We start from the raw sequence: 26,457 nt of genomic DNA, 5'->3' as shown, positions 1-26,457 counted from the left end.
CCGACACCGGAAGAGTGAATTTTTCTTGCTCGCCTTCGGTCGCGTCCCCTTGCGAAGGCGAACTCCTGCGCCTCCTCCATTTTCGTCGATGAAGACCTCGCCCGCACTTTCGAGTGCGTCCCGTATCCCACTGATGGCCTGATCCGACACACTCTGGCGACGGTTTTTCAAAACAGCGGCAACGTCAATCTGAGCCAAAGCCGGACTCGAGCTTGAAAATCTAACCGCGTGGGTCCCTAAATCGAACCCCTGCACCGCCGCCGTTCGGGTCGATGAACTCAACGCCAGCTTCCTCAAGCGCCTTGCGTATGGCGCGGTCATTTGCGGCCGTTAGGGCGGTCGCCCCCTCCGCCACTTCTGCCCTTCGGACCGTATTTGCCCCGAGCGCAGAAGCCTGCGCCAGTTCTTCGGCGCTCCATCTCAGCAGCGCGCGAGCTGCGCGGATCTGCGCGGCATGAAGTGGCGGACGATCGCTCTTGACGCCTTTGACCATATGGGTTATATTACACCATCTGATATAATTTAATCTCTCCTTCTGAACGCGGAGATTCTTATGGATACGCGAGTCCGCAGCAAGTTGCACGCCGATCGCAACGCGTTCGTTTGCGGATCGGCTTCGTCGTCGAAGATGACAGGATAGGTCTGTCGGATGTGACCCCAAAGTCACGGCCTTCTGCCGATCCGACAAAGCCTCAGAACGCCAATCTTCAGCGGGAAGTTACCAGCGAGAACCGCTGCGATCCTCACCGCGCCTGCGACGAAGATCGAGTTCTTGCCTTTCCCAAAGAGGCCCCGCGAAAGAGAAGCAAAGCTCATCTCGCCTTCGTCCGCGGACAAGGCTGTCTCGTTTGTCAGAGATCGCCAGTTGATGCTCATCTCTTGAAGTTTGCCCAGCCAAGCACGTTGGGAAGGAAAGTCAGCGATGAATTCACCGTTCCACTCTGTCGATCTCACCACCTGGCTCTACACCGTCACGAGAACGAGCGCGCATGGTGGAGCAACCTGCAACTGGAACCCTTGCAAGTTGCAAAAGAGCTATGGACTACAAGCCCAGTCCATTCGGATGCCCGGGAAACGTCGCCCTCCACTGAAATAGTCACCAGTGTGGAGGCTCAAAGACCATGAGCCGTGTCTCACGAAAGGAGCAAAGCCGGCTCGTAAATCCACCGCCGCCCAACTCAATCCGATTCTTTCGTATTCGGGCTGGCCTCGCACGACAGGAAGTAGGACGTAAACTCGGAGTGTCAGGAGAAACCATTCGGAAATTGGAGCAATGCGACACATGGCTCGACGCCGATCGCGCCGTGGAGATTGGTCGCATCCTTCACGTGCCTTACGAACTCCTAGGCTTTAGCTACGTGTCCCATGGCTACGCTTGGGCGACCAGGGCCATCCCGGTCGTGGGCGAGATCACGGCAAACGACGAAGTCAAATTTGTTGAGACTGATCGCCATGTCGCCGGCGGCGCGCATCTCCCTCGAGGCTGCGTCGCGCTTCACATCAAGATCGGCAAAATGCGTGGCCTGTATTTGATCTACCAAAAAGACGCGCAACTTGCCATATCAAAGGACATTCTAGCCCGCCAAGGCGATCGCGAACGCTTCTTGGTGCATCTCGTCAATGGTACGACTTGGTGGAGACACATCGTGCCATCTCCGGCGACCGACTTATATCACCTTCATTCGCAATATCTCGACACGCTGAACGACGTACGAATTGCTTGGGTTTTAGAAATCCTGGGATTCGAACTCCCGAGATATCCTCTCCCTACGCCTGCTCAATTGGGGGAAGAAGGCGGATCCCCTTCGAAACCATGGACACCCATGAACGATGGTGCCGCCCAGTGAAAACTGCGAAACGAAAACCTTGTAGAAATTCAGCAGGAGGTGCTTGTCGTGACAAACGATGAGGACAAGCCGACCACCCCGAGGCTCGTGAGCGAAAATTCTGATCGCGACATCGAAATCCTTCATGCAAAACAGTATGCAATGAATCACTTGGCCGACCTTGCTGCAGCCGTGCTGAGGACGATAGCTGGAAGCGGATCGGCCGCACCTATCATGCCGATCGTTTTCAGGTTGATCGGTGCCCAGAGGAGGCTTGACTCTTTGAGCGGATCTTTTCTTGCGCCTGAGGACGAGAAGCAAGTGCTCAGTCTTCCTGAAGTAGAGCTGTCGCCGAGAGATTCGGAGTGGAGGTACCGTGAGTTCGAGTATGCGGTAGGCCTGGAGAAAATCGTGAATGGAGCGCTCCGACGAGCAGCGCATCAAGTGCTGAAGGAACGCGAGCATTTCGGCGGAAAGTACTCGACGTCAGCAATCGAAGTAGGAATCAAGCTCGTCGTGCGGTCGAGCGCAGGCCCAGAGAAGCCGAAACGGAAACGAGGCAAGCCAACCGTGCGGCTGTAGAAGGCATGCTAGCCAATTCACAATCCCTCCCCGCCAGCGCCCTGTCCCAGGCACGCGACGAGTTTCCGCACGGCCGGACGTTGACGAGTTCAGCCCTCTCCAGGCGCTCCACCCCCGCAAATCGTTCAGAACATGGGCAGACATCGAAAGAACGCCTCCGATCCCGACCGCTATCTCCTTTTGCCTCAAAGGCAACTATTATTATCGTCGCCGGGTACCGACAGAGCTTCGACATCTCGAGGTGCGAGGACACGAGATTAAGTTATCCCTTAAGACCAGCGACATCGCGCTGGCTCGTATCCTTCGAGATCTATTTGAGAGGGTTGATGACGAGCTGTGGGGATCGCTGCTTAGCGGGGACGATGCACGGTCCGCTCGTGATCAGTACCAAGTGGCCATTCAGAAGGCCAAAGCCGTAGGATTCCTCTACAATACGACCATGAAGCGGCGTGTAAAGCCGCTGAAATAAGTTGAGCTGGCTTACCCAACTCAGAAGCAATCGAAGGAAACCAACTGCGCGCCTGTGAAGCTCAATAGCCGGATGGTCGTTAGTTCAAGAAACCGCTCAACAGAACCATCGTACTCGCACGCCGCTCGCAATTTTTGGCCGGTTAATTTTGTTTGCGAAGACCAGTCGAAACGACAACGGACGATGCGGGAAGGAGCTCTCCAAAAAAAGGGGCTCATGAACTTGACGCCGACTTGCTCCCCCACGAAGAGGAAAAAGCAGGACCTCCGCCTCGGTAGAATGACAACCTTGATCCAGCAATTCCGATGTAGTTTGTCGCGAGTGGAGATTTGCGCTCGCATCCCGTTCCCCTCTACATGGCCTTTACACAGGCACATGTAAGATGAAACTCGACGCGGCAACGATCACCAACGTCATCACCGCAAAGGCGCGCTCCAGTGCGATTGGGGGACATAGCGGGTCTACATTGAGGCCTGCGATGACCATCCGATCAGGCGCGGATCACGAGGATTGTGAACTGCATAAAGTCCAGCACCGTACGAAGCTCTGATTGGTTGCACCATAATCGGCTTGTGACCGGTCAAATGTGAAATCCGCCACAGCCTCAAACTGCTTCATGGTGTATCTTCTTGTGGCTACTTCCGAGAAAACTGCTTTGGAGGTGACCGATGAAACGGTTGTTTGCCGTATTGACCGTGGTTGCGATCGCTATCTTGAACTCGAGCTCCGCCAGCGCGCAGGCGAGCCGAACTTGGGTTTCCGGTGTTGGAGATGACGTCAACCCTTGCAGCCGCACCGCGCCGTGCAAGACCTTCGCGGGCGCAATCTCGAAGACGGCGGCCGGCGGCGAAATCGACTGCCTGGATCCAGGTGGATTTGGGGCCGTGACGATCACCAAGTCAGTAACACTAGATTGCACTGGGACGCTAGGTTCCATTCTCGTATCGGGCACAAATGCCATCGTTGTGAGCGGCGCAGGTATTATCGTCAGAATTCGCGGCATAACTCTGCAAGGAATTACGACCGGCATCAACGGGATCAGCGCGCTCAACATGTCCGAGCTCTTTGTCGAAGATTGCGTCTTTTTCGGTTTCTCCGCTGGGGCAGGTATCAACTTTGCGCCCGAGACCGGAGTTGGCAGACTCTTCGTCAAAGATACCGTTATTGACTCAGGGAGTTCTGGCATCGTGATAGCACCGACCGGGGGTGCAGTCGCGGGTGCGAGTTTGAGCAACGTATCATTGCAAGGTAATGGCACCGGGATGTCCATAAATACGACATCGGGCTCGGCGACCGTGGAGTTGACCAACAGCCTCGTCGCAGCCAACACCACCAACGGCATCACTGTTTCTGGAACATCCTCCGGTATCTTGCTGATTAATGCCACGACCGTGATCAACAACTCGGGTTCGGGCGTGTCTGCCGGGAACGGCGCGTCTGTTTTTATTGGCGGCTCTTCCTTTGTCGGCAATTCAACGGGTGTTTCGGTCACCGGCAGTGGCGCGGTCCGCTCCTACAAAAATAATGCAATCAATGCAAACACAGCAGACGCTTCACCGCCTCTACCGCTCGTCGGAACAACACAGAATTAGCGGCGCACGAAGAGGGTCTGGATGCATATGACAACGCGGGTTCAGAGCCACCGACAAAATGGCCACAGCGAATACTTTGGTTGAAGGCAATCGCGTGATGAGCGTCATCTCGCTGTCTGGTTGCAATCGTTGACACCGGCATCTCCTTGAACGCTGATAGCGCAGCTTTTGGCTGGACCGCCGTGAGCCACGCGTCTGCGACTTGATTATCGACGCGTGATTGAGCGGCCGTTTTGGTGAGCTCGGATCGTTTCCGTTGAAATCGTCCGTGTTTGACGGAGGCTCCAACTCCTGAGAGGGCGGGGCGATGACAAGAACCGAGGCCCGGCCCTTGCGGTTCGGATGCCTCTGGATCACAAAAGCGCCCCCCTAGCGCTGGGCGGCGATGACTTCGATCGCGACCAAGATCGGCTGCGCGCCGCAGACACCGCATGACTGGGTCAAGAAGGCTGAGATCGACAACGGGCGTCGTACTGGCGTTCCGACGTACGCATTCGGTAAAACCCCCGGCTACCTCTTTTTTGCCGGAAGGCTGAGCGCGCTAGAGCGGCGTTAGCGACGCTCGGAGGTTACCAATTCCAGGGCAGCAGGTTGTCAATACGTTTGGCAGGGTCATCCGATAGTCGAGCCAGCACGTCGGCAAGCCAAGCCTGGGGGGCGATGTCGTTGAGCTTGGCGGTTTATGCCGCGCGCGGCATAGACAGGTCTCGATCAGGGTATAGACGGCGGTGGCACGATTGCCACCAGCATCTGAACCGGCGAAGGTCCAATTTCGTCTTCCGACAGTCACACCGCGTAACGCCCGTTCGGCGTTGTTCGAGAATCGGTGCGAATTTGCGCATCCTTGTCGAGCGATCGGCAGCACCGAGCTAGTCGGCCTGGGGCCTTGCCAAATGATGGCAAGGTGATTGCGGATGAGCGGTAGGCTTGGTTGATCGTTCCGACTGCCCCCGCCCATCACATGAAGTGTGATTGATCGACGTCAATGACAAGCAGCGCGTGTCGTTCGACCTAGCGAATGATCCATCGCAAAGGCGGCGCCATGACATCGCACCCATATTCGTACGATCATTTGCCAGTCATCGATTATGCGCACCACCCCGCCTATGGCACGGCTTTCCCAATGCCAAGCCTCGGTGATCGCGTCGCGGCACTGGCGAAATTCGTATCAGGTCTTACCATCATCACGGCACGCCTGATCGCAGACTACGAGCATCTGCCGCGCCCCAAGGACAAATCGCACAAGGTCGCCGAGCTGATCCGGCGCTCGCCGACCTATCTGCATCTGGTGGCGACACAGAAGCTGCGGCGACTGACGCGCCGGCCCGCGGAACCGAAGACGCTGACCGGTACCAACGTGCTGAACACGCTGAACCGTGACGGCATCGCTGGTTTGCGGTTGTCGGCGGAACAGCTTGCCCAGGTCCGAGACCTTCTCGCGCCGCACTACCGGACGCTTGAAGCAAGGCTCGCGAAGAAGACGCCAGACCAGCGCCATTTCGACGAGACGAGACTATGGCTCGATAAGGACATCTTTCCGGGAATCTACACCTATTTCAACCAGCTCGCGTCGGAGCTTGGCGTCATCGATGCGGCGAGCGCCTATTGCCAGCGTCCTGTGGCGGTCGCCCATGTGGTGCCGCAGATCAACGACCCCTCCGACAAGTTCTGGGCCAATCACTTCGGCGACATCGGCGTCGCGGACTCACCCTGCGACTATTGCCACATCGATGCGACCTACAATCTTCTCAAGTTCATCATCTATGTAAGCGAGGTCGGGCCAGACAACGGCCCGTTTACCTATGTCCGGGGAACGCACCGCGCCAGCCGCAAATTCTGGGACGGCCTCATTCGTCGCGCCAACGATTACGCTGGCCTGTCCTGGACCAAGCCGCAGAATCGCCGGCTGTTTAACGCGTTACCAAAATTCCTGCAGCGCAAAGCCGCGTTCGGCGTCGACCTCCCGGCCGGTAACGAGTATGCCGATGCCATTCTTGAAAATGAGTGGCGCATCACCAGCGATCAGGGCGACGCGGTCTTATTCGATCCGTTCGGAATTCACCGCGGCGGTATGGTACGTCAGGGGCGCAGGCTGGTCGTCACGATGATGCTGACGGAGCCGACGTAGGGCAAACGCCTCCGATATCCTTGACAAGCTGCCGGTGGAGCGCTGAACAAGGGCCGTAAACATTTGTTGCGGCACCCATGATGACGACACCGACCCGCCCGGCTGTTTTCTTCGACCGAGATGGCGTCCTGAATCACGACGCGGGCTACCTCTTTGAGGCAGCCAAGCTCGAGTGGATGGAAGGCGCGCACGAGGCGGTTAGATTGGTGAACGAGGCCGGTTATTTCGCCTTCGTCGTCACCAACCAGTCCGGCGTCGCCCGCGGATTCTACGAGGAGAGCGACGTGCAGGCCCTTCACCGCTGGATGGCGGGCGAGCTCGCGGCGGTGGGCGCACATATCGATGCGTTCGAATATTGCCCTGATCATCCCGAGGCCCCTATCGAGCGCTATCGTCGCGACAGTCACCGACGCAAGCCTCGGCCTGGCATGATTACCGACTTGATGCAGCGCTTTCCCGTCGCAGCCGACAGGAGCTTCCTGATCGGCGACCAGGAGCGCGACCTGGAAGCCGCGCGCGCCGCGGGCATCCGAGGGCTGCTGTTCCAGGAAGGTAATCTCGCAGCCTTTGTCCGCGAGGCTTTGCAGGACGTCTGAGGCAGCCACGGTCCCCACTTGCTCAGAGCGGCTGGAACTTTGTGGATTCGTCCGGCGCGGTCGTCTTCAGAGCTTTCCCCGCCCCTTTAGCCCTCATCATAACCCATTGATTAGACGATATAATTTTCCAGACGGCGCGATGCGGCAGGAAAACAAGACACCGTGGGAAAAGTAGGATACGCAACCGCTTCAATCCGAAGCTGCTTGCCTGGAAACGGCTGTGAATCCTCAAGACTCCAAACAGCGCATCGCTCTCATCACCGGCGTGACCGGGCAAGACGGCGCCTATCTCGCCGAGCATCTGTTGTCGCTCGGCTATACCGTGCACGGCATCAAGCGGCGCTCGTCCTCGTTCAACACTGCGCGCGTCGACCATCTCTACCAGGATCCGCATCTCGGCGACGTGCCGTTCCTGATGCATTACGGCGACATGACGGATTCCACCAATCTGATCCGCCTGGTGCAGCAGATCCGGCCGACCGAGATCTACAATCTCGCCGCCCAGAGCCACGTCGCCGTCAGCTTCGAGAGCCCGGAATACACGGCCAATGCCGATGCCATCGGCGTGCTGCGCCTGCTGGAGGCGATCCGCATCCTCGGCATGGAGAAAGAGACGCGGTTCTACCAGGCCTCGACCTCGGAGCTCTATGGCCTGGTGCAGGAGATCCCGCAGAAGGAGACGACGCCGTTCTATCCGCGCTCGCCTTACGGCGTCGCAAAGCTCTACGGCTACTGGATCACGGTGAACTACCGCGAGGCCTATGGCATGTTTGCCTCGAACGGCATCCTGTTCAACCATGAGAGCCCGGTCCGCGGCGAGACCTTCGTCACCCGCAAGATCACCCGCGGCGTGGCGCGCATCGAGGTCGGCCTGGAGCAGACGCTCTATCTCGGCAATCTCGAGGCCAAGCGTGACTGGGGGCATGCCAAGGACTATGTCGAGGGCATGCACATGATCCTGCAGGCCGACAAGCCCGACGATTTCGTGCTCGCCACCGGCGAGACGCGCTCGGTGCGCGAGATGGTCGAGCTGTCCTTCGCGCAGGTCGGCCGCCGCATCGAATGGCGCGGGCACGGCGTCGAGGAGACCGGCATCGATGCGAGGAGCGGCAAGGTCGTGGTGAAGATCGATCCGACCTATTTCCGCCCGACCGAGGTCGATCTGCTGATCGGCGATGCCAGCAAGGCGCGGCAGGTGCTGGGCTGGAAGCCGAAGCGGAGCTTTGCGCAGCTCGTCGAAGAGATGATGGCGAGCGATCTGACGGAGGCCAAACGGGATGTCGCGAATGGCAAGCGTACCGTTTGAGCTGAAGGGCAAGGTCGTCTACGTCGCCGGCCATCGCGGCATGGTCGGCAGCGCCATCGTGCGCCGGCTCGCGCGGGAAGATGTCAGGCTCGTCACGGTTGACCGGCGCGAGGTCGATCTCTGCAACCAGGCCCAGGTGTTCGACTGGTTCGGACGCGTGCGGCCGCAAGTGATCTTCATGGCCGCAGCAAAAGTCGGCGGCATCGTCGCCAACAACACGCTGCGCGCCGAGTTCATCTACGACAACATCGCGATCACGGCGAACGTGATCCAAGCCGCGCACATCAATGGCGCCGAGAAGCTGATGTTCCTCGGCTCGTCCTGCATCTATCCGAAGCTGGCGCCGCAGCCGTTGCGCGAGGACTCGATGCTCACGGGCCCGCTGGAGCCGACCAACGAGCCCTATGCGATTGCCAAGATCGCCGGCATCAAGATGGCGGAGGCCTATCGCAGCCAGTATGGCAGTAACTTCATCAGCGTGATGCCGACCAATCTCTACGGCCCCGGCGACAATTATCACCCCGAGCTGAGCCACGTCGTGGCCGCGCTGATCCGGCGCTTCCACGAAGCGAAACTGTCCGGCGCGAAGAACGTCGTGGTGTGGGGCACCGGCACGCCGCGACGCGAGTTCCTCTATGTCGACGATATGGCAGATGCCTGCGTGCACCTGATGAAGACCCATTCGGGCAGCGAGCTGATCAACATCGGCACCGGCGAGGACATCGCCATCGCCGAGTTCGCCCGCATGGTAGCAAAGATCGTCGGCTATCGCGGTGAGATCAGTTTCGACACCTCGCGGCCCGACGGAACGCCGCGCAAGCTGCTCGATGTCAGCAGGCTCGACAGGCTCGGCTGGCGCGCGACAACTTCGCTCGAGGATGGCTTGAAGCGCGCGTACGCGGCGTATCAGGCGGAAAGCCAGGTAAACGGCCATCAGCCGAACGCCTGACCGTCGAGGATCATTTTTGCATATGGCCACTTCCGCAAAACTGATCATCGCGGCCCAGTTCTATCCGCCCGACACGACCACGACGGCAGTCTATGTCGGCAGGATCGCGGAGAGCCTCGCAAGGGATCGGCAGGTCGTTGTGATCTCGGCGACACCAGGCTCGCGAACGATCGGCCGAACCGGCAAGTCCGAGGTCGTCGAAATCAAGAACTGGAATCCCCGCAAGTCGGCGATCGTCCAGCGCGCAGCAGCGATCTGTCTGCTTGCAGCCCAAATGTTTGTCTCGGTCCTGCGGCGGGCAAGGTCGGGCGACATCGTGTTCTGCGTCACGACGCCGTTCACTCTGCCCTACACTGTGCTCCTCGCCGCAAGATTGCGCGGCGCAAAGACCATGCTCTTGATATATGATCTCTACCCGGAAGCGCTCGAGGCGGCCGGCATGGTCCGCTCGAACTCGCTCGCCGTCCGCCTTATTCGCTTTGCCAACACGCTGTTGTTCCGGCGCCTTGATGCGATCGTCGTGATCGGGCGCGACGTGCCGCCGCTGATCGAAAAATATCGCGGTGTCAACGCAGAGCAGCTTCGCTACATTCCGAACTGGGCGCTGATCCCGGTCGGCTATCGAACGATCGATCCGGCGAGCCGATTCCGTGCGCCGGATTCGTCCAGGTTCATCGTCGGCCTGTCCGGCAATCTCGGCTTCACGCACGATCCCGTTACGGTGTTCGAAGCAGCCCGCCTGTTGCGAGACCGGAAAGACATTCATTTCATCCTGTCCGGATGGGGCGTGGGCTGGGCCACACTCAGTCGCCTCTACGCCAAGGATCGTCTCGAGAATGTCACCGTCCTGAAACCTGTTCCCGAAGACGAACTCGTGGAATTTCTGTCGGCGGCCGATCTCTGGGTTATTCCTTATCGCCGGCACGTCACCGGTGTCTCAATCCCCAGCCGCCTGTACAACATCCTGGCTATCGGGCGACCGGTTGTGATCACCTCGGAAGAAAATTCCGAAGGCGCGCTCGTGCTAGGCGAAGCGGCAATCGGATGGGTCGTTCCTCCCGAAACCCCAGCCGAGCTCGCGCGCGTCATTCACGAAGCCGCCGGCGATCGTCAGGCCACGAAGGACAAGGGCGTTCGTGCGGCCGGCATCGCCGAGAAATATCGGGAAGACACCGCCCTTGCGCGCTATCGCCAGGCCGTGAACGACGTCGACCAGGCCGTGCGCCGTTGAGCAACCTCAGGCCTGCGAACGAAATGGCGCCTTCGGAAGTCGCATCAGATCAACCGCTCGCCTGAGAACGCTTCAGACCCGTAGAGAAAATGGACAGCAACGACCAGAAAGTATAACTCTTCACAACTTGACAGTCTTTGCAGGGACGCAACCGGCATGAGACCCATCATCGTGGCGATCGCAGCCACCGCGGCGTACCTTCCAATCGCATGGTACCTTGACGCAACGTACAACCCATCGCTTGATGCTGACGTGCTACACAGGCCCTTCACCAAGATCGGCCTCAACGCTCATATAAGTCACCACAAGATTGCGGGAGCAAAAGGGGACGTCCCGAACGACCGGCGCCGTGCGACGCTAGCGTTGACCGAGAAAGGTATGGCGCTCGGGCCAGCGCACACCTTGCGAGCCGAAGTCGCTGCAATGGGTGGCGGCCGCTATATTTTCCTTCAGGCAGGCGAGGGTCCGCCGTCGCTGGTATTCTCAGCGTCCGACAACTCCGACCCCAACACGAATGGGCGCGTCTATCGGGTCACCGATCCAGGCGCCCGCGACCCCTACGAAGCCCAACGCCGGCGCCCACCGTAAACGTCGGCTGCATGGCATAATTCGCGTCCCGCCAGCGCCGCGTCTCATTGCGAGGCGTCGGTCATGCACGAGCGTTCTACTGAGGAGTTACAGCGCCCGGCGAAGTTCCGTCGGTCCCTCGATTATAGCTGCAACAGCATTATTCTTAAATAACGGAATCGCACCGCCATTGGTTGAGCTCAAGCCGGTGACGTTACCCGTCGCTGCCGAATTATGAGAATGACTTGTGTAGCTGGACCGGCCGATAGAATTACAACACCCGCATTGTTGGTTGGGGCGTCCCTCCGGAGGCCCCCCGCCCAACTCGCAGAGACGATCCTCGGGGCAGCACGGGATCGCGGCGAGACGCAGCAGAACGGCACCGCGCCGCGAGCCCCGCCGAAAAAATACGGCGACCAAACCGCTCTCGCGCGCTACTGCGAGGTCGTCCACGATGTTTTTGGGGGGATCGCAGGTTGGGGCCGCCAATTACAATGAGAAGCTACGTCAGGCGCTTTACCTGACAAAACACGAGAAGCTGTCCTTCGGCCATCCGCTCGTATCCGGCTTAAGCTACTGGGATCGAACAGATCGGCTAGCACAGATCAGTTGCGCCGCCTGCGGCTCCTCAGGAAAATCCATTGAAGGACAATGCACTACGGATAGGAGTAACGCGAGCAGCCAATAATACGTTTTTACAGGTCCGCTCGAAATGTCCTCTGTGCCAAAGACTGATCACGGCCCCGGATCGTCCTTTGTCTGCACCCGAGAGGGAGCTTCATCTTATGGAAAGCAGCAATCGCATTATGTCGCCTTCTTAGACGGCGACAGATACAAGGGGTCGACACTCTCTGTCATCATAGAGGCGTGCGAACGGCGGACCTAAACACCCGATCAAAGGCTTGACGACCAATCTTCTAATCCTGAGCCGTATATAGCAGGCTGCCTACCGGGAAAATCAATCTAGTTAGATATCTGCGCTTGCTCAAACAAGCTCTCCTGCACTGCGCTGCAACTAGTCGATGCCGTTAATGAAGTTGTGGGAAGGTTTGGGTTTAAGTCTAAACAGGAGGACCTCACCCAGGGGTTAGTCATGTCGCAAATGCCGCTCGGCAGTTGCTAACATGCGGCTGGTAGTATGATACAATCACCAGATTGGTGGCGATCTCTTACCTGCTTCCAGAACTCCACATACTTCTCGGCCATGCGTGTCCAGGAAAGGGACTGAACCCGCTTTAACGCCCATTCCCGCAACTCGGCATGGCGCTGCCGGTCGGTCAGAAGCAGCGATATCCGCGCGGCTAGTTCCGCGGGCGAGTTCGGGTTCACCAGCGAAAGTTCGTGGGTAAAGAAATCCGTCGAATCAAGAGTCCTCCCCGTGATCGCAGGTGTTCCGCAGGCCATAGCCTCGGCCGGGCTCATGCCGAAGCCATATCGCGACGGAAACAAAAACAGATCCAACTCGGAATAGAACTGCCTCATATTCTCTTCAGGCACGAAGCCAACAAACTCGTACCTGTCCGGCGGAATGTTCTTGCGCGCCAGATCCTTCATCTCTTCCAGTTCATTTCCGCCGCTTGCGATGGCCAGAAACGCTTCGGGATTCTGCTTGGCAACTTCGGCAAAGGCGAGGATCGCGGTATCGAGCCCCTTCGCCCGCTTGGCTTCACCCAAAAACCCGATGCGGAATTTGCGCTTGGGGATCGCCGCGTCACACCAGAACTTGTCGTGGTCGATGCCGAGCGGGATCACACCGATACGATCCGGCCGTACCCCGAACATGTTGACGACCTGTTCGGCCGTCGATGGAAACGGCACGATCAGCCCATCGCTGTGCCGGCAGGCGAATTCGATGCAGCGGCGCTTGATGGAATATTTCAGGTAGTTGTCGTAGCCGCGCGCCAGAAAGGGGATGAGATCGTAGACCCCGGTTACCACGGGGCGCTTGCGCGCCAGGATCGTAAAGATGGCCGACACCGGATAGACGCTGAACCAGACGTCGTGGCGGACGCGGCGCAAATCCCACAGGAAATTCGCCGCCTGCCGAAGCACGGCGGCTTCAGTGAGAAGCATGCCGCGATCGTGGAAGACATAGGGCTGTCCGATGGCATCGAGGCCGGTGACCAACTCGGCAATCACCCGTTCCAAGCCCCGCCCCGTGTCGTGTCCCATCGACAACGGAAATGCGCTGATGCCGACCTGTTTCAGCGGAGCGGATACCGGCGACATGTCGTGGGTCATTGATTGCGCGTTAGCTGCAATCATGAGGCGTCGATTGACGCGCGTCCGGAACGCGCTTCGCTTAGCCTGCTCGGGGAGTCGGCCACCTTCATAATCGCGCCGTTCTTGACGATCTCGCGAACCGAATAATAGCGCTCGGCGGATATTGCATAGTAGATCTTGATCAGGATGTCGGTCAAGATTCCCAGCGACACGAACAACAGGCCCGCGATGAAGCTGAAGACGGTCAGCAGGGGCTCCAGCGTGCTCGACAACTTCCTGTCGGTCGCGAACAGCCAGACCGTGCGGCAGCCGAAAATCGCCGCGATGAGGAAGAACAGGACGCCGATGCCGCCGAGCAGATGGATCGGCCTGACTGAATAGCTGCGCCAGAACCAGAGCAGCACGATATCGGCGAGGCCCTTGATGGTCCGGGCCGCGTTATATTTCGAAACCCCGCTCCGCCGCGGCCGGTGATTGACGGGGAGTTCTCCGATAGAGAATCCCCGCATTTCGAGCAGCGCCGGGATGAACCGGTGCATTTCGCCGTACAGGTGGACGTTGTCGAAACACTCGCGCCGGTAGACCTTCAACGAGCAGCCGCTGTCGTGGATGGTGTCGTTGAGGAATACCTTGCGCAGCAGGTTGGCGCCGCGCGAGACGAACCGCTTGGCAAACGTATCCTGCCGGTGGACTCGCCAGCCCGAGACCACATCCAGATTGTTGGCCTCCAGATGCGCGATCAAATTGGGAATATCGGCGGGGTCGTTTTGCCCGTCGCCGTCCATGGTGACGACGTATTCGTACTGGGCCGCGTGGCAACCCGCATCGAACGCGGCGGTCTGTCCAAAATTGCGTCGAAAGCGAAATACCGTGACGTTCGCCATCGAACCCGCGACGCGCGCGCTGTTGTCGGTCGAACCGTCGTCCACCACGATGATCTCGCGCACCCAGCCGCGCTCATCGCAGACGGCGTTGATCTCGTCAACGAGGGCCGAGAGGTTGTTCTCCTCATTGAAGACCGCGATAACAATGCTCAGCCGCGGCTCAACGGATCCATCAACGCTGCTTGTCATCATTGCCCCTCAGAACAGTAATCGAGATCAAAAGCATCTGCTTCGACGAAAACAGGATACTTGACCGGATCCATGATCGCATTCTGCAAAAAACTGAAAGCCGAGGCATCGCGACGACGGAAGGCCGCTCGCGCCTCCCGGGTTGTCGATACCAGTCTCCTTGCGGAGATACCCCAAGGGACTTGGCTAGCCTAATCCGGCGAAAGACGGAAGTGCCGGGCCGGGGCATCGATAGCGATGCAGCCGTCCGTGGCCGGAACGCATCACTCTGTAATTTGTCGATCTGCGCCTCGGGCGACTTTGCCCTGTTGAGACGTTCTTCCTCCGCCCCAAAGCGCCTATAGCCACGGCTATTTCGATTTGCTACAGGGATAAACTAGCATCGTTACACTTGCCGTTTGATCGGTTTAGATTGAGCCTCAGTTAGTGCTGACATAAGCCGATGCTGCAACGTTTCCGGTGTCCCGCGGTGGGCGACCATGGATTTGGACTGATATTTAACCGATGACGGAAGCGCTCAATGATTGGCTTCGGCATTTTGGAAGCTTGACGCCGGTTTCCGCGGCGGCAATTTGCCTGCTTTCCTTGTTGACCGCCTTCGTTGTCTTTCCTCGCACCGTATTGATCCTTGCGGCCGGCGTGACGTTCGGGGTCGCGGCTGCGCCAATCATTCTGCTGAGCGGGACGATCGGCGGCATCCTGGCATTCTCTTGGTCGCGGTACATTGCTTCGAACTGGTTCCGCAGAAAGCTGGAAACGAGGCCGAGGCTCAAGGTAGTTATGCAGGCCGTAGACGCCGAAGGCTGGCGTATAATCGCTATGGCGCGCCTCGGAGCGCCAGTTCCCAGCGCATTACAAAACTACCTGTTCGGGCTGACAAAGATCGATATCGTCAGCTATTCAATAGCGACCTTCGTCTTCAGTGCGCCACAAGTATTCCTGTTTTCATTTCTCGGCGCGACCGGTAGGGCTTCGCTGCTTCACGACAGATCCTCCGGTATGCCGCTTGCGTTTCCGCTAGTGGCGGTTCTGCTTACCGTAACGATCATCGCCCTCGTTTCGCGCCGCGTAAGAATGTCGCTGTTGCGGCTCGAACAGTGACCGTTTCGGAGATTTGTCGGGGCCCTCCTCGACCGAGCGGCCGGAGGGACCTCGTCTTCGGGAAAAGCGGTTGTTACAGCCGGTACTTGGTCTGCTATTGTTCCATGAAATCTTCCACGGAGGAACGAGGGCCGCGGCGGAAAGCCATCTCGAAGACCGGGATTATTTGATGCGAAGGCTCTTGTTGTTCCTGAAATTGATGGCGGTCCCGATCATCATAGGGGTCGTTGTCTGGCTCAGCGGCATTCGTGAAATTTACGCCGTCATTCTCCGCTCGAGTTTCGGCGTCATCGTGGGAGCCTTCGCGCTGTCCATGCTTGCCGTCGGCCTTACTGCCGCGAAATGGCGCTTCGTTATCCCGACGATCAACGTCGCAGAACTTTTCAGAACGGCGCTGATCGGCCAGTTCTACAGCTTCTTCTTTCTGGGCCAGGCCAGCGGAGAGGCCGCGAAGATCTATCTGATCTCCCGCCAATCCGGCAGTGTCGGCGGCGCGACCGTTTCCGTTATCACCGATCGGCTAACCTCTTTCATCGGAATGTTGTCGGTCTCGGTGATCGGCTTTGCGTTATCCTCAAGTCAGTATCCGCTGCAGCTCCAGCAGGGCGCGCTGATTGGATTGACGTTGTTGGTCGCCGTGTTGATTGCGCTGCGCCACGATGCATTTTTTCTCCGTGCCGAGCGATTTGCGGCGTGGGTGGAGAGCAGGACATCGGCCTATTCATCCATCGCCGCGCGTGAACTGCGGACGGCGATCCAACAATGGCACATAGCGACCGCCAACCCCTGGCGCGTCCTGGCCGGAGTGCTGGTTGGCGCGCTGGTGCACGTCGTGAATGTTCTGACTTTCATGGTTTTGGCCGCCGGGGTCGGGGTTCGTGTCGATTTCTTCGACTGGTGCTGGATCGGAGGGCTGACGAGCGTTGCCGGATTCATTCCGGTCACGATCGGTCAGTTGGCGTCGGGCGGCGCGCTGGTGGCGCTCCTGCGTCTTCAGAACGCTTCAATGGTCGATGCCCTGGCGATCTCGGCCCTCATGATCGCGGTCAATGGTATGCTGGCGATCGTCGGAGCCTTATTGGAGTGGTATCGCTTGCGCATTCGGGTTGCGGCGCCGAGACAATCCGCGGCAGACGGAATATAGAATCCGACATGATCTCCCGCCTGCAACAAGCGCCCGATCGAACATCGGATTCGACCGGAAGGCTCATCGGCAAGGCAGGCGACCGTTTCGCCTTGCCGATCTTGATCGTTTGCCTGCTGTTTGCCGTCTGCCAACTCGCCTTCAATGCGCTCACGCTCGATACCTGGATGGACGAGGGCAAGTACCTGATGAAGGGATACTGGTACCTGACCGGCCAGGTCCCGCCCTATTCAGCGATCGATCCGACCTTCTACATGCCGCTGCCATTCTACAGCGTCGGCGCGATGGAGTGGCTGTTCGGCATCGGTTATCTTCCAGGCCGGGCGCTGGCGATCTTCTTCGCGATCACATGTCTGGTGCTGGTTTATCTGACCGGCGCACGCATCGGCCATTCGCGCCTGGCAGGCGTGGGAGCGGCGGTTCTCGTGGTGGGCTATCCCGTTACACTGACCTATTTTGCCACGGCGACGCCCTACGCCATGGTCAGCTGCCTGTCGCTGGCGCTCATACTGGTGCTGCTTGCCGTGCGCGCGCGACGGATTGCTTGGGGTGCATCGGGGATCATCCTGTGGGCTTTGCTGTTTACCCGGCCGGACATGCTGCCGATCGCCATGATCCCGGCCGGTTGGGCTCTTTTGATCGAACCCAGGCGAAAGATCGAATGCCTGGCGATTGCCTTCCTGACGTTTCTGGCCGCCTCGCTCGCGACGATGTGGATATTCGGGCACGGCCTGTTGGACGTCGTTCTCGACGTGCCCGGGCTGTCGCAGATTGCAACGTTGCTGGGTGCGCCGGTCGCGCCAATCTCCAGGATCCTGCCGCTGACTGTTTCTCCTCTTGATCCGGTGCTGCCGCTTCGGGAGGTCCCGATTTATTTTAATCAGTATTTCTTTCGGCCCTACTTTGCCGTATCGGCGATTGCGCTCATCGTGATCGCGCTGCGGATCTATTCCGCCTGGCGCGAACCGGGTGAGCGACGTGTCAAGCCGATTGATCTGATCCTAGCCTATTTCTGGATTACGGCCGTGTTGCATTACCTGCTGTCGTTGTCCTATTGCCTCGATTGCATCATTCCCTATACGAACTACTTCCTGCCGGTGGGGGCGCTTGGCGTAGCTGCTGTGCTCGGCGAGATTTCCCGGCTGACGCGTGGTTCAAGCCCGATGTCCGCGGCATTCATCTGCTTATGCGTCATCGCCGTGGTGATGCAGGCCTCTCCCTCGTTCCCGACCTTGTTGCGCCCCAAGACCGACAAGGTCCGAACGGCGGCGATGGAGCTGGCGGCGCAATTGCGGCCCAACCTGTCCGGGACAGGCCGCGTGCTGGTGCTGAGCGACCGCGTGGAGACTGCGCAAGCGGTCTGGCTGGCGGGCGGCGTCATCGAGGCTCGGTCGCTCTATCTTCCGACCAATTTTCGTGAACCGAAGCCCGGATTGACCCCCGAGGATCGCGCAAATGTCGACGCGATCACCTGGGAATCGGGATTCTGGAACGAGGACAATATGCGACGGGCGCTTGACCGGGATTATGGCACGCTGCTAGTCGAGCGACGCGCGAGTTACGGCGATGTGCTCGCCCGCACGGTCCGCGATGGCATTCCATTCGGCGACGTGGTGGCCAAGCGCTTCAGCCTTGCATCCGTCCTGAAGGTGGGAGATCGCACGTTCGAACTGTATCAGCGCCGCAACTGATTCGAGGCGACTCCGGCGCGCGGCCCATCCGCCCCCCAATCGCGGTCGGTTGTGCATTTTCGGGCCGTGTGACAAGGTTGAAGCAAGTTCCAAAATTCAGACATGGCCTTAGAGGGACGCGACTATATGTCCGCACGCCAAGACAATCTCGACCATTACGAAACGATCGCCGATCATTTCGACGAGACCTATAATCGCGAGAACTCGAACCATCTTTATAAAATCGATCAGATCTCGAAGGTGATGTTCGACCACCTGCCGGCGCTCGAATCCTATGACGTGATGGAACTTGGCGGCGGTACCGGCATTCACGCCTACCACTTCCTCGAAGCCAACACGCATCGCAATATTCACTACACTTTGTCGGACATCTCGCCCAAGATGCTGGAGAAGGCAAAGATCCGGCTTGCCAAATTCAATGTCGACTACGTGGTCTCGGCTGCAGAAAACATCGCCACCGACAAGACCTTTGATGCGATCTTCTGCAGCGGTGCGATGCATCATTTCGAAGACGCGCGGGCGTCCATTGAATCCATGCGCGACCATTTGAGACCCGGCGGCGCGATCGTGGTGTGCGAGCCGATCGTCTGGAACCCCGTCAACTTCATCAAGGCTGCGAAAGACCGGCTGGAATGGAGCCAGTTTACCGCCACACGCTCGAACGTTGCGCGCATGTTGCAGCAATCCGGCATGAACCTGAAGGTGAACCGCGTGCTCCATTGGCGCGCGGGGCCCGAATTCGTGAGAATGCTTTGGCCGTTTGAAAAACTCGAGGCCTATCCTTTGCTCGATATGGCGGCCGTCATGTATCTGCAGGTCGCCACAAAGCCGCAGGCCTCGCAATCGAGCTGACTGAGGAAATCAGATCGCGACAGCGACCATCGCTGCAGCCCACTTGCTCGCGCTTGCGGGCGCCTCGATGTCAGGGAACCCGGTCAGTGCCATCAGCTGAAATCCACTGACACGAAGCATCAGTTCAAGCTCCAGCGGAAAGAAGTACCGGACCTTATGCGTCTCTCGTGTTTCATCGAGGACGCGATAGCCCTGCAGGCGTGTGACCTTGACCGTAATCTCGCAACACTGGCGATCGGGCAAATGAAGACCTGAAGAGGACCTGACGACGCGTGCATCGCCGCTGTCGAACTCTCGGGTGTTTTCACCTGGTGGATCGGCGACCACCGCCGGCCCATACCAGAAGTCCGCAATCAGCAAGCCGTTCTGCCGCAGATTCTTTCGCGCCGCGCCGAGCGCGCCCAGCGCGTCGTCATTGCTGGTCATATAGCCGATGACGTTGAAATTCATCGCGGCCACATCAAACGGCGAACTGGCCGAAAAATCCCGGATATCCCCCGAAAGAAATTTCGGATTGGCGCCGAGCTCCATCTGCGTCGCGCGGTCGCGCGCACGCGCCACCATCGATTCGGATTGGTCGACACCCGTTACATCAAAGGCGTTGCCTGCAAATATCACGGCATGCCTGCCCGTTCCGCAGCCGAGGTCCAGCATTTTCCTGACTTCGCCGCGCCCGAACTTTGCGATCAGAGTCTCCACCGCCTTGCATTCGGCGGCGTAGTTCTTTTCGGCATAGACCGTGTCATAGGTCGCCGCGTAGGAGTCGTTGAAGACGCCTGTCACGAAAGAACCTCGCGAACCGCGGCGCTGACGCGATCAATCTGCGCCTCGGTCAAACTAAGTCCGGAAGGAACATACAGGCCGCGACGCGCGAGCCGCTCCGTCACCGGATGGCTGCCTCCCGCAAAAAGGCCTCGTTCGCGCAAGACCGGCTGCTCGTGCATGCCGAGGAATAGCGGCCGCGTGTCGATCCCCTTCGCGCGCAAGCGCTTCGCGAACTCGACGGCGTCAAAGCCAACGTCATCGGCGAGGATCAGGCAATACATCCAGTAGACGTTCTTCGCCCATTCCCGCTCGACCGGCAGCGCGATCTGCGAAAGATCGGACAGCCGTTCATGATAGGCCTTGGCCATCTTGCGCTTGCGGCGAATATGGTCGTCGACGCGGTCGACCTGAGCCACGCCGATCGCGGCCTGGAGATTGGTCAGGCGATAGTTGTGACCGATTTCGGTGTGATAGAACCGCCGCTCCGGGCGGAAGCAAAGGTTGCGCAGGGAGCGCAGCCGGTCGGCATAGTGGTCACTGCTGGTGACGACCATCCCGCCCTCGCCTGTTGTCACGATCTTGTTGGCGTAGAAGCTGTAGCAGGCCATGTCACCGAAGCTGCCGACGCGGCGGCCCTCGACTTCCGCACCGTGAGCCTCCGCGGCATCTTCGATGATGCGCAGATCATGCTTAGCGGCAAGCTTCATGACACGGCGCATGTCGACGGGGTGCCCGAACATATGCACCGGCATGATCGCGCGCGTCCGTGGCGTGATCGCGGCTTCGACCTGATCGAGATCCATGCACCACGTTTCCGGATCGCAATCGACCAACACCGGCACGCAATCAGCCTCCAGTATCGCGATGGCGCAGGAGATGATGGTGTAGGAGGGCATGATGACCTCGGAGCCGAGCTCGAGGCTTAGTGCCTTCATGGCGACCTGAAGGGCCGTCGTGCCATTGCTGACGGCCACACCATGCGCAGCGCCGCAAAACTGTGAAAATTTGCGCTCGAACTCCGGGATGAAGCGTCCTTCCGAAGAAACCCAGCCGGTTTCGATGCACTCGTTGACGAGGGGAGCGGTGTTGTCTCCGATCAGAGGCTCGGAGACCGGAATGAACGGGGCCGCTTCCATTACGACCTCGGTGCGATCAGTGGGACGTCGAGACGAAAAGTATCCTTCTCGTAGTCCTCGCCGCCGCGCGGGCCGCGCGTCAGCACCAGAAACGTTGTGTCTTCCAACGCTTCAAAAGCGTGCCGCTCGTGGGGAACGCTGAGGATGAGATCGTTAGGCCCCATGATCGCCTCGGTCGGCGCCTGGTCCGGCATTTGCGAAACCGCGCGAAGCTTGCCGGACAGCACATAGAGCCACTGCCACGTTTCCTTGTGATAGTGGTTGGCGCGAACCGCGTCCTTCCGGCTATGAATGATGGTCGCGTATTCGATGGGCTCCCGCTGCAATACGTCGATGATTTCCCCGCGCTTGTCCGCGAAGGAAATCGGAAGCTTTTTTACATCCATCTCATGACTCCCTGCTGCCGAAGACAAGTTGGGTTGCCCGGCAGGAATTAATTGGAACGATGTCAACCGACGATCCTGGGCGTAGGAATCGGAATGATGAACTTGCCGCCGCGATCCGAAAACTCCTTCAGATTGTTCATGATCTCTTCGGCAAAATTCCACGCCAGCAGAAGCGCATAATCGGGCTGGTGGTTAAGTAACATATCGTCCGGAACGACTTCAATGTTCACGCCCGGCGTGTAACGCCCGATCTTAAGCCTGGACTTCTCGGTGACGAAGTCGAGGAAATCGCTGCCCAGCCCGCAATAATTCAGCAGGGTCATTCCCTTTGCCGGCGCACTCACGGCGACGATCTTGCTACCGCTTTGCTTGAGGCCGGTCAGCATCGCCCGCAGCGCCAGGCGGTTGTTGGCGACGCCCTGCGCGAACTTCCGCAAGGTATCCAGCTCGTAGATTTTCTCGCGTTCTTCATTGGCCAGCATCTGTTCGACGATCGGAGCGACCGGGCTGGACGAGACGCTGATCCTGCGCACGAACAGGCGGATCGACCCGCCATGGATGTCGCGCAGTTGCACGTCGAATATCTCCATGCCGAACTGCTTGAAGAACCGCACCAGCGGCTTCACCGACAGATAGGACAGATGCTCGTGATAGATGGTGTCGTACTCGAGGCTGTGCAGTAGTTCGAGGAAATAGGGAGCCTCGATGATGAAGGTGCCGCGCTCGGCGAGCAGGATGGAGACGGCCTGCATCAAATCATGCAGATCGCCGACATGAGCGAAGACGTTGGTTCCGGTAATGACCGAGGCCTGCCCCTTGCTGGCAACGACCTTCTTGGCGCTTTCGCTGTTGAAGAACGCGGCGACGGTCTCGATGCCGTTCTTGTTGGCGATCTCCGCGATGTTGGCGGCCGGGTCGACGCCGAGCACCTTGGTGCCCTGCTCCTTGAACATCTGCAGGAGCACGCCGACATTGCTGCCGATATCGACGACGAGATCGTCCTTGGTCAGCCGGAGCAGGCGCGTCGTGGTGCGAGCAAACTCCCCCCAATGCCGGCGGCCGGCCGTAGTGGTCGAGGATTCGTAGGGATAGTCGTCGCAGTAGAGAATCTCGGGCGGCACCACATAGTTGAGCTGGATCAGCCCGCACTCTTCGCAGACCGCGACCCGCAGTGGGTAGGCATCCCGGTGCTCGCTGAGCTGATGCTTGTGCAGGAACTGATCAGCCGGCGGCATCTCTCCCAAGTCGAGAAAGAGCGCGAGACGCTCGCTCGCGCACATCCGGCAATTCTTTACAAACATAGGTCGGCCCATCACTGAGGGGTTGAAGGCAGTCGCCAGTCCGCGACTCCAGCCGGAGAATCGCTCTAAGAACACACTTCCTCTGTAAAATCGAGAGGCTTGGAGGGGCGGATCGCCTAGAAAATACTGCAGGATGTCAATGGCGGTTCAGTTGCCCTCCACAGCTCTTAATTGGCACTGACCAACGCTTCGTGCGGCCTCCGCAGACGGTTCCCCGCTAATCCCAGACCAACGAAATTCGACGGATTTTGCGGCGCGAAACGATGAAAACCATCGGAACATTTCGGGAACAATGAAACCTAAGGCGCGAACCAACATTCCGGGCCGCGCTGCTCGCGGATGAAGATGGCCTTGTGGCGAACGCGTCCCAATTTGGGGTTCGGGCACCACCGCCAAGTGCTTACGTTCTTGCTGACGGTCCCGAAATCGACTGACTGGGACCCTAATTGCTGTGATCGCCGCGTGAGATCATGCGACGACAAACTTGATAGAGCGGCGGCCAGTAATCGAACGCGCCCCTCGCCGGCTTCGTGCCGATGCACTCCTTGACGCATCTAGCCTATCGGCTAGGCGTCGCGCAGGATCCGGCGCCCGCGACCCTACGAAGCGTAACGCTGCGCACGGCTCGATGGCCCTAGCGTCCCCTCTCGATCTTGATGAAGTACGGAGAGAGTTCAGCACGAGCTGGCACGGGATCGTGTCCTTGCAAGTAGGTACCGCTTTAAGGTATCGACCTAGTTCGCACGACCGTATTGGAGTAGCGTAATGTCTAATTCCGCTCAAGCGCTCTACGAGCGTGCCCGGGCCGTTATGCCCGGTGGCACCCAGCTGCTATCGAAGCGTCCGGAGATGTTCCTGCCCGGTCAATGGCCGACCTATTTTAAATCGGCCAAGGGCGCCGAGGTCACAGATCTCGACGGCAAGACCTATCTGGACATGAGCTATTGCGGCATCGGCGCCACTATCCTGGGCTTCGCCGACCCCGACGTCGATGCCGCTGTAAAGTCCGCGATCGACCTGGGCTCGATGTCGACCTTGAATTGCGCCGAGGATATCGAGCTTGCCGAGCTCCTGGTCGAGCTGCATCCCTGGGCCGAAATGGTGCGGTTCGGGCGCGCGGGCGGCGAGGCCATGGCGATCGCGGTCCGCATCGCGCGCGCGGCGACCGGCCGCGACATGGTGGCGTTCTGCGGCTATCACGGCTGGCACGACTGGTATCTCAGCGCCAATCTTGGCGAGACCACCGCGCTCGACGGCCATCTGCTGCCGGGCCTCGACACTAAGGGTGTGCCGCGTGGTCTCGCCGGACTGATGCATCCTTTCCATTTCAACAAGCTCGACGAGATCGAGGCGATCGTCGCCGCCCATGGTGAGCGGCTCGCCGCGATCGTGATGGAGCCGGTACGCTCCAGTGAGCCCGAGCCCGCCTTCATCAAGGGCATCCGCGCGCTCGCCGACCGCTGCGGCGCCGCGCTGATCTTCGACGAGGTCACGTCAGGCTTCCGCATCAATTCCGGCGGCGCGCATCTCGCTTACGGCGTCGATCCGGACATCGCCGTGTTCGCCAAGGCCATCGCCAACGGCTTTCCGATGGCCGCAATCGTTGGCCGCGCCTCCGTGATGGATGCCGCGCAGGAAACCTTCGTCAGCTCGACGGCCTGGACCGAGCGCGTCGGCCCGGTCGCGGCGCTTGCCACCTTGCGCAAGCATCGCGAGCAGAACGTCGCGCGGCACCTGATGCGGATCGGCACGCGTATCCAGAAGGGCTGGACCGAGGCGTCACAGGCCACCGGCCTGCCGCTGCACGTCTCCGGCATTTCGCCGCTCGGCCACTTCGCTTTCGACCTGCCCGACGCGCAGGAGGTCCGCACGCTGTTCACGCAGATGATGCTGGACCGCGGCATCCTCGCCACCGGCTCGTTCTACGCGATGTGGTCGCACACCGACGCCCATGTCGATCGTTACCTGGAAACGGTGACCGAAGTATTCCGGGAGCTCCGCACCGCGGTGGATCAGAAAGCCGTCAAGCAGCTGCTGCGCGGCCCCGTCGCTCACTCCGGATTCAAGCGACTGACCTGATCGATCAGGTCACCATTCCAAAGATATCGCGCACCACGTTGCGCGAGGTCGGCGAGCGCGCTGCATTCGGATAGATGCCGTGCAGGACGCTGTCGGCGGCAAGCGTGCCGGCATCGATCACGATCGCGCCCGTCGAAACGAAGGAGTTGTCGCCCACTTCGGTCTTGCCGATGACGCGGCTGCCGCCATACATCACGATGCCGCGCCCGAACGAGGGGTAGTCATTGTCGAGGTTCGCGCCCACCGTGCAATTGTGGTAGCAGATGAAATAGTCCGAATAGCTGGCACGGCCGAGCACGGTGCCCACCGGATGCTGGACCGCGAACACGTCGGGCAGTTCGACCTCGTAGAACGCATCAAGCGCGTGCAGCGCCTTGTTCAGCGCGTAGGCCTTGTCCGCGATGGGATGACCGGGCCGCTCGCGAAAGGCTGAATTGGCGAGGTAGTAGAGGAAGATCGCATATTGGTCCGAGTGCCAGTGCGAGAATCGAGCCTCGCCGTTCGCAAAGAAGCCCTTGAGCCGCACCCGCGAAAAGCAATGCTCGATCCGGCCGAGCGCAAGTTCGACGAATTTCGAGAGATCGCCGAGGTCTGCGCCATCAGGAAACAGGTTCTCGAACTGCTTTCGCACATAGAGGGCGAGATCGGTACGGGCCAGCGAAAGCTGCACGGTGCTAATTCCTGCTCGAGAAGCTGGCGCGCACGTCCAGACCGCGCGAGAACAGATGGCTGCGCAGCTTGATCGGGCTATGGTCGGTAAAGAGGAACATCGAGGAGATCGCCACCGCCGACGCTCCCGCCTCGAGTGCATCGATCGCATGCTGGAGCGAACCGCAGCCGCCGGAGACGATCAGCGGCACACTCAAGACGCTTGCCGCCTTGTGGATCAGTTCGAGGTCGTAACCGCTCATGGTGCCGTCGCGGTCGATCGAGCCGAGCAGCACCTCGCCGCAATGCAGGTCCTCGCAGCGCTGCGCCCATTCGATCGGATCGAGCGCGACATGCTCGCGGCCTCCGTCGATGAATACGCTTGCATGGTTGGGGCCGATCCTCTTGTAGTCGATCGACACCGTCATGCACTGGTCGCCGAAGGTGCGCGCCGCCTCGCGCAGGAACTCCGGGCGCCGCACGGCCTCCGAATTCACCGAGACCTTGTCGGCGCCGGCGCGGAGCAGCATATTGACGTCGTCGAGTGTCTTGACCCCACCGCCGACCGTGAAGGGCATGAAGATCTCTTCCGACATCCGCTCGATAATGTCGACCACGCGGCCGCGCGAGGCCGCGCTCGGCACGATGTCGAGCACGATCAACTCGTCGACCCCATAGTCGTTGTAGACCTTCGCCGTCGTCACCGGATTGCCGGCGGCACGCTCGTTCTCGAAGAAGCGGACATATTTGACGAGCCTGCCGTCGCGCAGCAGAAATTTCGGGATCAGGCGCTTCTTCAGCATCGCGAGGAC

At 59.5% G+C, this 26,457-nt stretch carries 21 protein-coding genes and 3 pseudogenes; 15 read left to right on the top strand and 9 right to left on the bottom strand.

All coding sequences use genetic code 11. The features are described 5' to 3' along the window. Positions 1 to 771 precede the first annotated feature (771 nt). The 5 genes and pseudogenes from M2427_RS27730 to M2427_RS27710 all read left to right on the top strand — a co-directional run. A pseudogene (locus M2427_RS27730) lies at positions 772 to 1,125 on the top strand (single-stranded DNA-binding protein); the annotation flags it as partial. Positions 1,126 to 1,241: 116 nt separating this feature from the next. Then, on the top strand, positions 1,242 to 1,847 hold the full coding sequence (locus tag M2427_RS27725) for a hypothetical protein (RefSeq protein ID WP_280710053.1): 606 nt from the start codon (positions 1,242 to 1,244) through the stop codon (positions 1,845 to 1,847). A gap of 48 nt (positions 1,848 to 1,895) precedes the next feature. After that, complete coding sequence (locus M2427_RS27720; RefSeq protein WP_280710052.1) at positions 1,896 to 2,408, top strand: hypothetical protein; 513 nt, start codon at positions 1,896 to 1,898, stop codon at positions 2,406 to 2,408. A 1,137-nt stretch (positions 2,409 to 3,545) separates the two neighbouring features. After that, a complete protein-coding gene (locus tag M2427_RS27715; protein WP_280710051.1) occupies positions 3,546 to 4,469 on the top strand; it encodes a right-handed parallel beta-helix repeat-containing protein in 924 nt (307 codons plus the stop codon). Between the two features lie 342 nt (positions 4,470 to 4,811). Beyond that, a pseudogene (locus M2427_RS27710) lies at positions 4,812 to 4,956 on the top strand (IS3 family transposase); the annotation flags it as partial. An 82-nt stretch (positions 4,957 to 5,038) separates the two neighbouring features. Here M2427_RS27710 and M2427_RS27705 read toward each other — a convergent pair. After that, a pseudogene (locus tag M2427_RS27705) lies at positions 5,039 to 5,289 on the bottom strand (transposase domain-containing protein); the annotation flags it as partial. A gap of 303 nt (positions 5,290 to 5,592) precedes the next feature. Between M2427_RS27705 and M2427_RS27700 the strand changes: the two are divergent. The 5 genes from M2427_RS27700 (at position 5,593) to M2427_RS27680 (ending at position 10,679) form a co-directional block, all read left to right on the top strand. Further along, positions 5,593 to 6,597, top strand: a complete 1,005-nt coding sequence (locus M2427_RS27700; RefSeq protein WP_280710050.1) for a phytanoyl-CoA dioxygenase family protein — start codon at positions 5,593 to 5,595, stop codon at positions 6,595 to 6,597. A gap of 80 nt (positions 6,598 to 6,677) precedes the next feature. Beyond that, entirely contained in the window at positions 6,678 to 7,193 is a 516-nt protein-coding gene (locus tag M2427_RS27695) for an HAD family hydrolase (protein ID WP_280710049.1), read from the top strand. Positions 7,194 to 7,413: 220 nt separating this feature from the next. Next, complete coding sequence (gene gmd, locus M2427_RS27690; RefSeq protein ID WP_280710048.1) at positions 7,414 to 8,499, top strand: GDP-mannose 4,6-dehydratase; 1,086 nt, start codon at positions 7,414 to 7,416, stop codon at positions 8,497 to 8,499. Continuing rightward, the gene (locus M2427_RS27685) at positions 8,471 to 9,448 is read left to right on the top strand and encodes a GDP-L-fucose synthase (RefSeq protein WP_280710047.1); all 978 of its coding nucleotides are present in this window, start codon (positions 8,471 to 8,473) and stop codon (positions 9,446 to 9,448) included. The genes gmd and M2427_RS27685 overlap by 29 nt, the downstream gene beginning before the upstream one ends. A 22-nt stretch (positions 9,449 to 9,470) precedes the next feature. Further along, on the top strand, positions 9,471 to 10,679 hold the full coding sequence (locus M2427_RS27680) for a glycosyltransferase family 4 protein (RefSeq protein WP_280710046.1): 1,209 nt from the start codon (positions 9,471 to 9,473) through the stop codon (positions 10,677 to 10,679). Positions 10,680 to 12,365: 1,686 nt separating this feature from the next. Here the strand turns inward: M2427_RS27680 and M2427_RS27675 are convergent. Beyond that, positions 12,366 to 13,487 (bottom strand): glycosyltransferase family 4 protein, encoded by a 1,122-nt coding sequence (locus M2427_RS27675; protein ID WP_280710045.1) that lies wholly within the window; start codon positions 13,485 to 13,487, stop codon positions 12,366 to 12,368. 20 nt (positions 13,488 to 13,507) lie between these two features. Continuing rightward, a complete protein-coding gene (locus M2427_RS27670; protein ID WP_280710044.1) occupies positions 13,508 to 14,542 on the bottom strand; it encodes a glycosyltransferase family 2 protein in 1,035 nt (344 codons plus the stop codon). Positions 14,543 to 15,046: 504 nt separating this feature from the next. Between M2427_RS27670 and M2427_RS27665 the strand changes: the two genes are divergently transcribed. The 4 genes from M2427_RS27665 to M2427_RS27650 all read left to right on the top strand — a co-directional run bounded on the left by M2427_RS27665 (position 15,047) and on the right by M2427_RS27650 (position 19,330). Then, positions 15,047 to 15,643: a VTT domain-containing protein gene (locus M2427_RS27665; RefSeq protein WP_280710043.1), complete on the top strand. Its 597-nt coding sequence runs from the start codon at positions 15,047 to 15,049 to the stop codon at positions 15,641 to 15,643. A 70-nt stretch (positions 15,644 to 15,713) separates the two neighbouring features. Further along, on the top strand, positions 15,714 to 16,787 hold the full coding sequence (locus tag M2427_RS27660) for a lysylphosphatidylglycerol synthase transmembrane domain-containing protein (protein WP_280710042.1): 1,074 nt from the start codon (positions 15,714 to 15,716) through the stop codon (positions 16,785 to 16,787). Positions 16,788 to 16,795: 8 nt separating this feature from the next. Further along, positions 16,796 to 18,478 carry a hypothetical protein gene (locus M2427_RS27655; protein ID WP_280710041.1) on the top strand — a complete coding sequence of 561 codons (1,683 nt, stop codon included), beginning with the start codon at positions 16,796 to 16,798 and terminating at the stop codon, positions 18,476 to 18,478. 126 nt (positions 18,479 to 18,604) lie between these two features. Continuing rightward, positions 18,605 to 19,330 carry a class I SAM-dependent methyltransferase gene (locus M2427_RS27650; RefSeq protein WP_280710040.1) on the top strand — a complete coding sequence of 242 codons (726 nt, stop codon included), beginning with the start codon at positions 18,605 to 18,607 and terminating at the stop codon, positions 19,328 to 19,330. A 9-nt stretch (positions 19,331 to 19,339) separates the two neighbouring features. On the opposite strand, the gene M2427_RS27645 is transcribed toward M2427_RS27650, so the two are convergent. Genes M2427_RS27645 through M2427_RS27630 form a run of 4 tightly spaced genes read right to left on the bottom strand, consistent with a single transcriptional unit; the run spans position 19,340 to position 22,897 of the window. Further along, complete coding sequence (locus M2427_RS27645; RefSeq protein WP_280710039.1) at positions 19,340 to 20,113, bottom strand: class I SAM-dependent methyltransferase; 774 nt, start codon at positions 20,111 to 20,113, stop codon at positions 19,340 to 19,342. Further along, entirely contained in the window at positions 20,110 to 21,231 is a 1,122-nt protein-coding gene (locus M2427_RS27640; protein ID WP_280710038.1) for a DegT/DnrJ/EryC1/StrS family aminotransferase, read from the bottom strand. Before M2427_RS27640 ends, M2427_RS27645 begins: the two co-directional genes overlap by 4 nt. Next, on the bottom strand, positions 21,231 to 21,683 hold the full coding sequence (locus tag M2427_RS27635) for a cupin domain-containing protein (protein WP_280710037.1): 453 nt from the start codon (positions 21,681 to 21,683) through the stop codon (positions 21,231 to 21,233). Before M2427_RS27635 ends, M2427_RS27640 begins: the two co-directional genes overlap by 1 nt. Next, entirely contained in the window at positions 21,680 to 22,897 is a 1,218-nt protein-coding gene (locus M2427_RS27630) for a class I SAM-dependent methyltransferase (protein WP_280710036.1), read from the bottom strand. Before M2427_RS27630 ends, M2427_RS27635 begins: the two co-directional genes overlap by 4 nt. A 786-nt stretch (positions 22,898 to 23,683) precedes the next feature. Between M2427_RS27630 and M2427_RS27625 the strand changes: the two genes are divergently transcribed. Further along, positions 23,684 to 24,997 (top strand): aminotransferase class III-fold pyridoxal phosphate-dependent enzyme, encoded by a 1,314-nt coding sequence (locus M2427_RS27625; protein ID WP_280710035.1) that lies wholly within the window; start codon positions 23,684 to 23,686, stop codon positions 24,995 to 24,997. A gap of 4 nt (positions 24,998 to 25,001) precedes the next feature. Here M2427_RS27625 and M2427_RS27620 read toward each other — a convergent pair whose 3' ends face one another. Both M2427_RS27620 and M2427_RS27615 read right to left on the bottom strand, forming a co-directional pair. Next, a complete protein-coding gene (locus M2427_RS27620; protein WP_280710034.1) occupies positions 25,002 to 25,667 on the bottom strand; it encodes a hypothetical protein in 666 nt (221 codons plus the stop codon). A 4-nt stretch (positions 25,668 to 25,671) separates the two neighbouring features. Further along, positions 25,672 to 26,448 carry an imidazole glycerol phosphate synthase cyclase subunit gene (locus M2427_RS27615; RefSeq protein ID WP_280710033.1) on the bottom strand — a complete coding sequence of 259 codons (777 nt, stop codon included), beginning with the start codon at positions 26,446 to 26,448 and terminating at the stop codon, positions 25,672 to 25,674. Between the last annotated feature and the right edge of the window lie 9 nt (positions 26,449 to 26,457).

It is taken from the genome of Bradyrhizobium sp. BR13661 (genome assembly GCF_029892425.1).
Lineage (GTDB): Bacteria > Pseudomonadota > Alphaproteobacteria > Rhizobiales > Xanthobacteraceae > Bradyrhizobium.
This window is presented reverse-complemented; position numbering and strand designations above follow the sequence as displayed.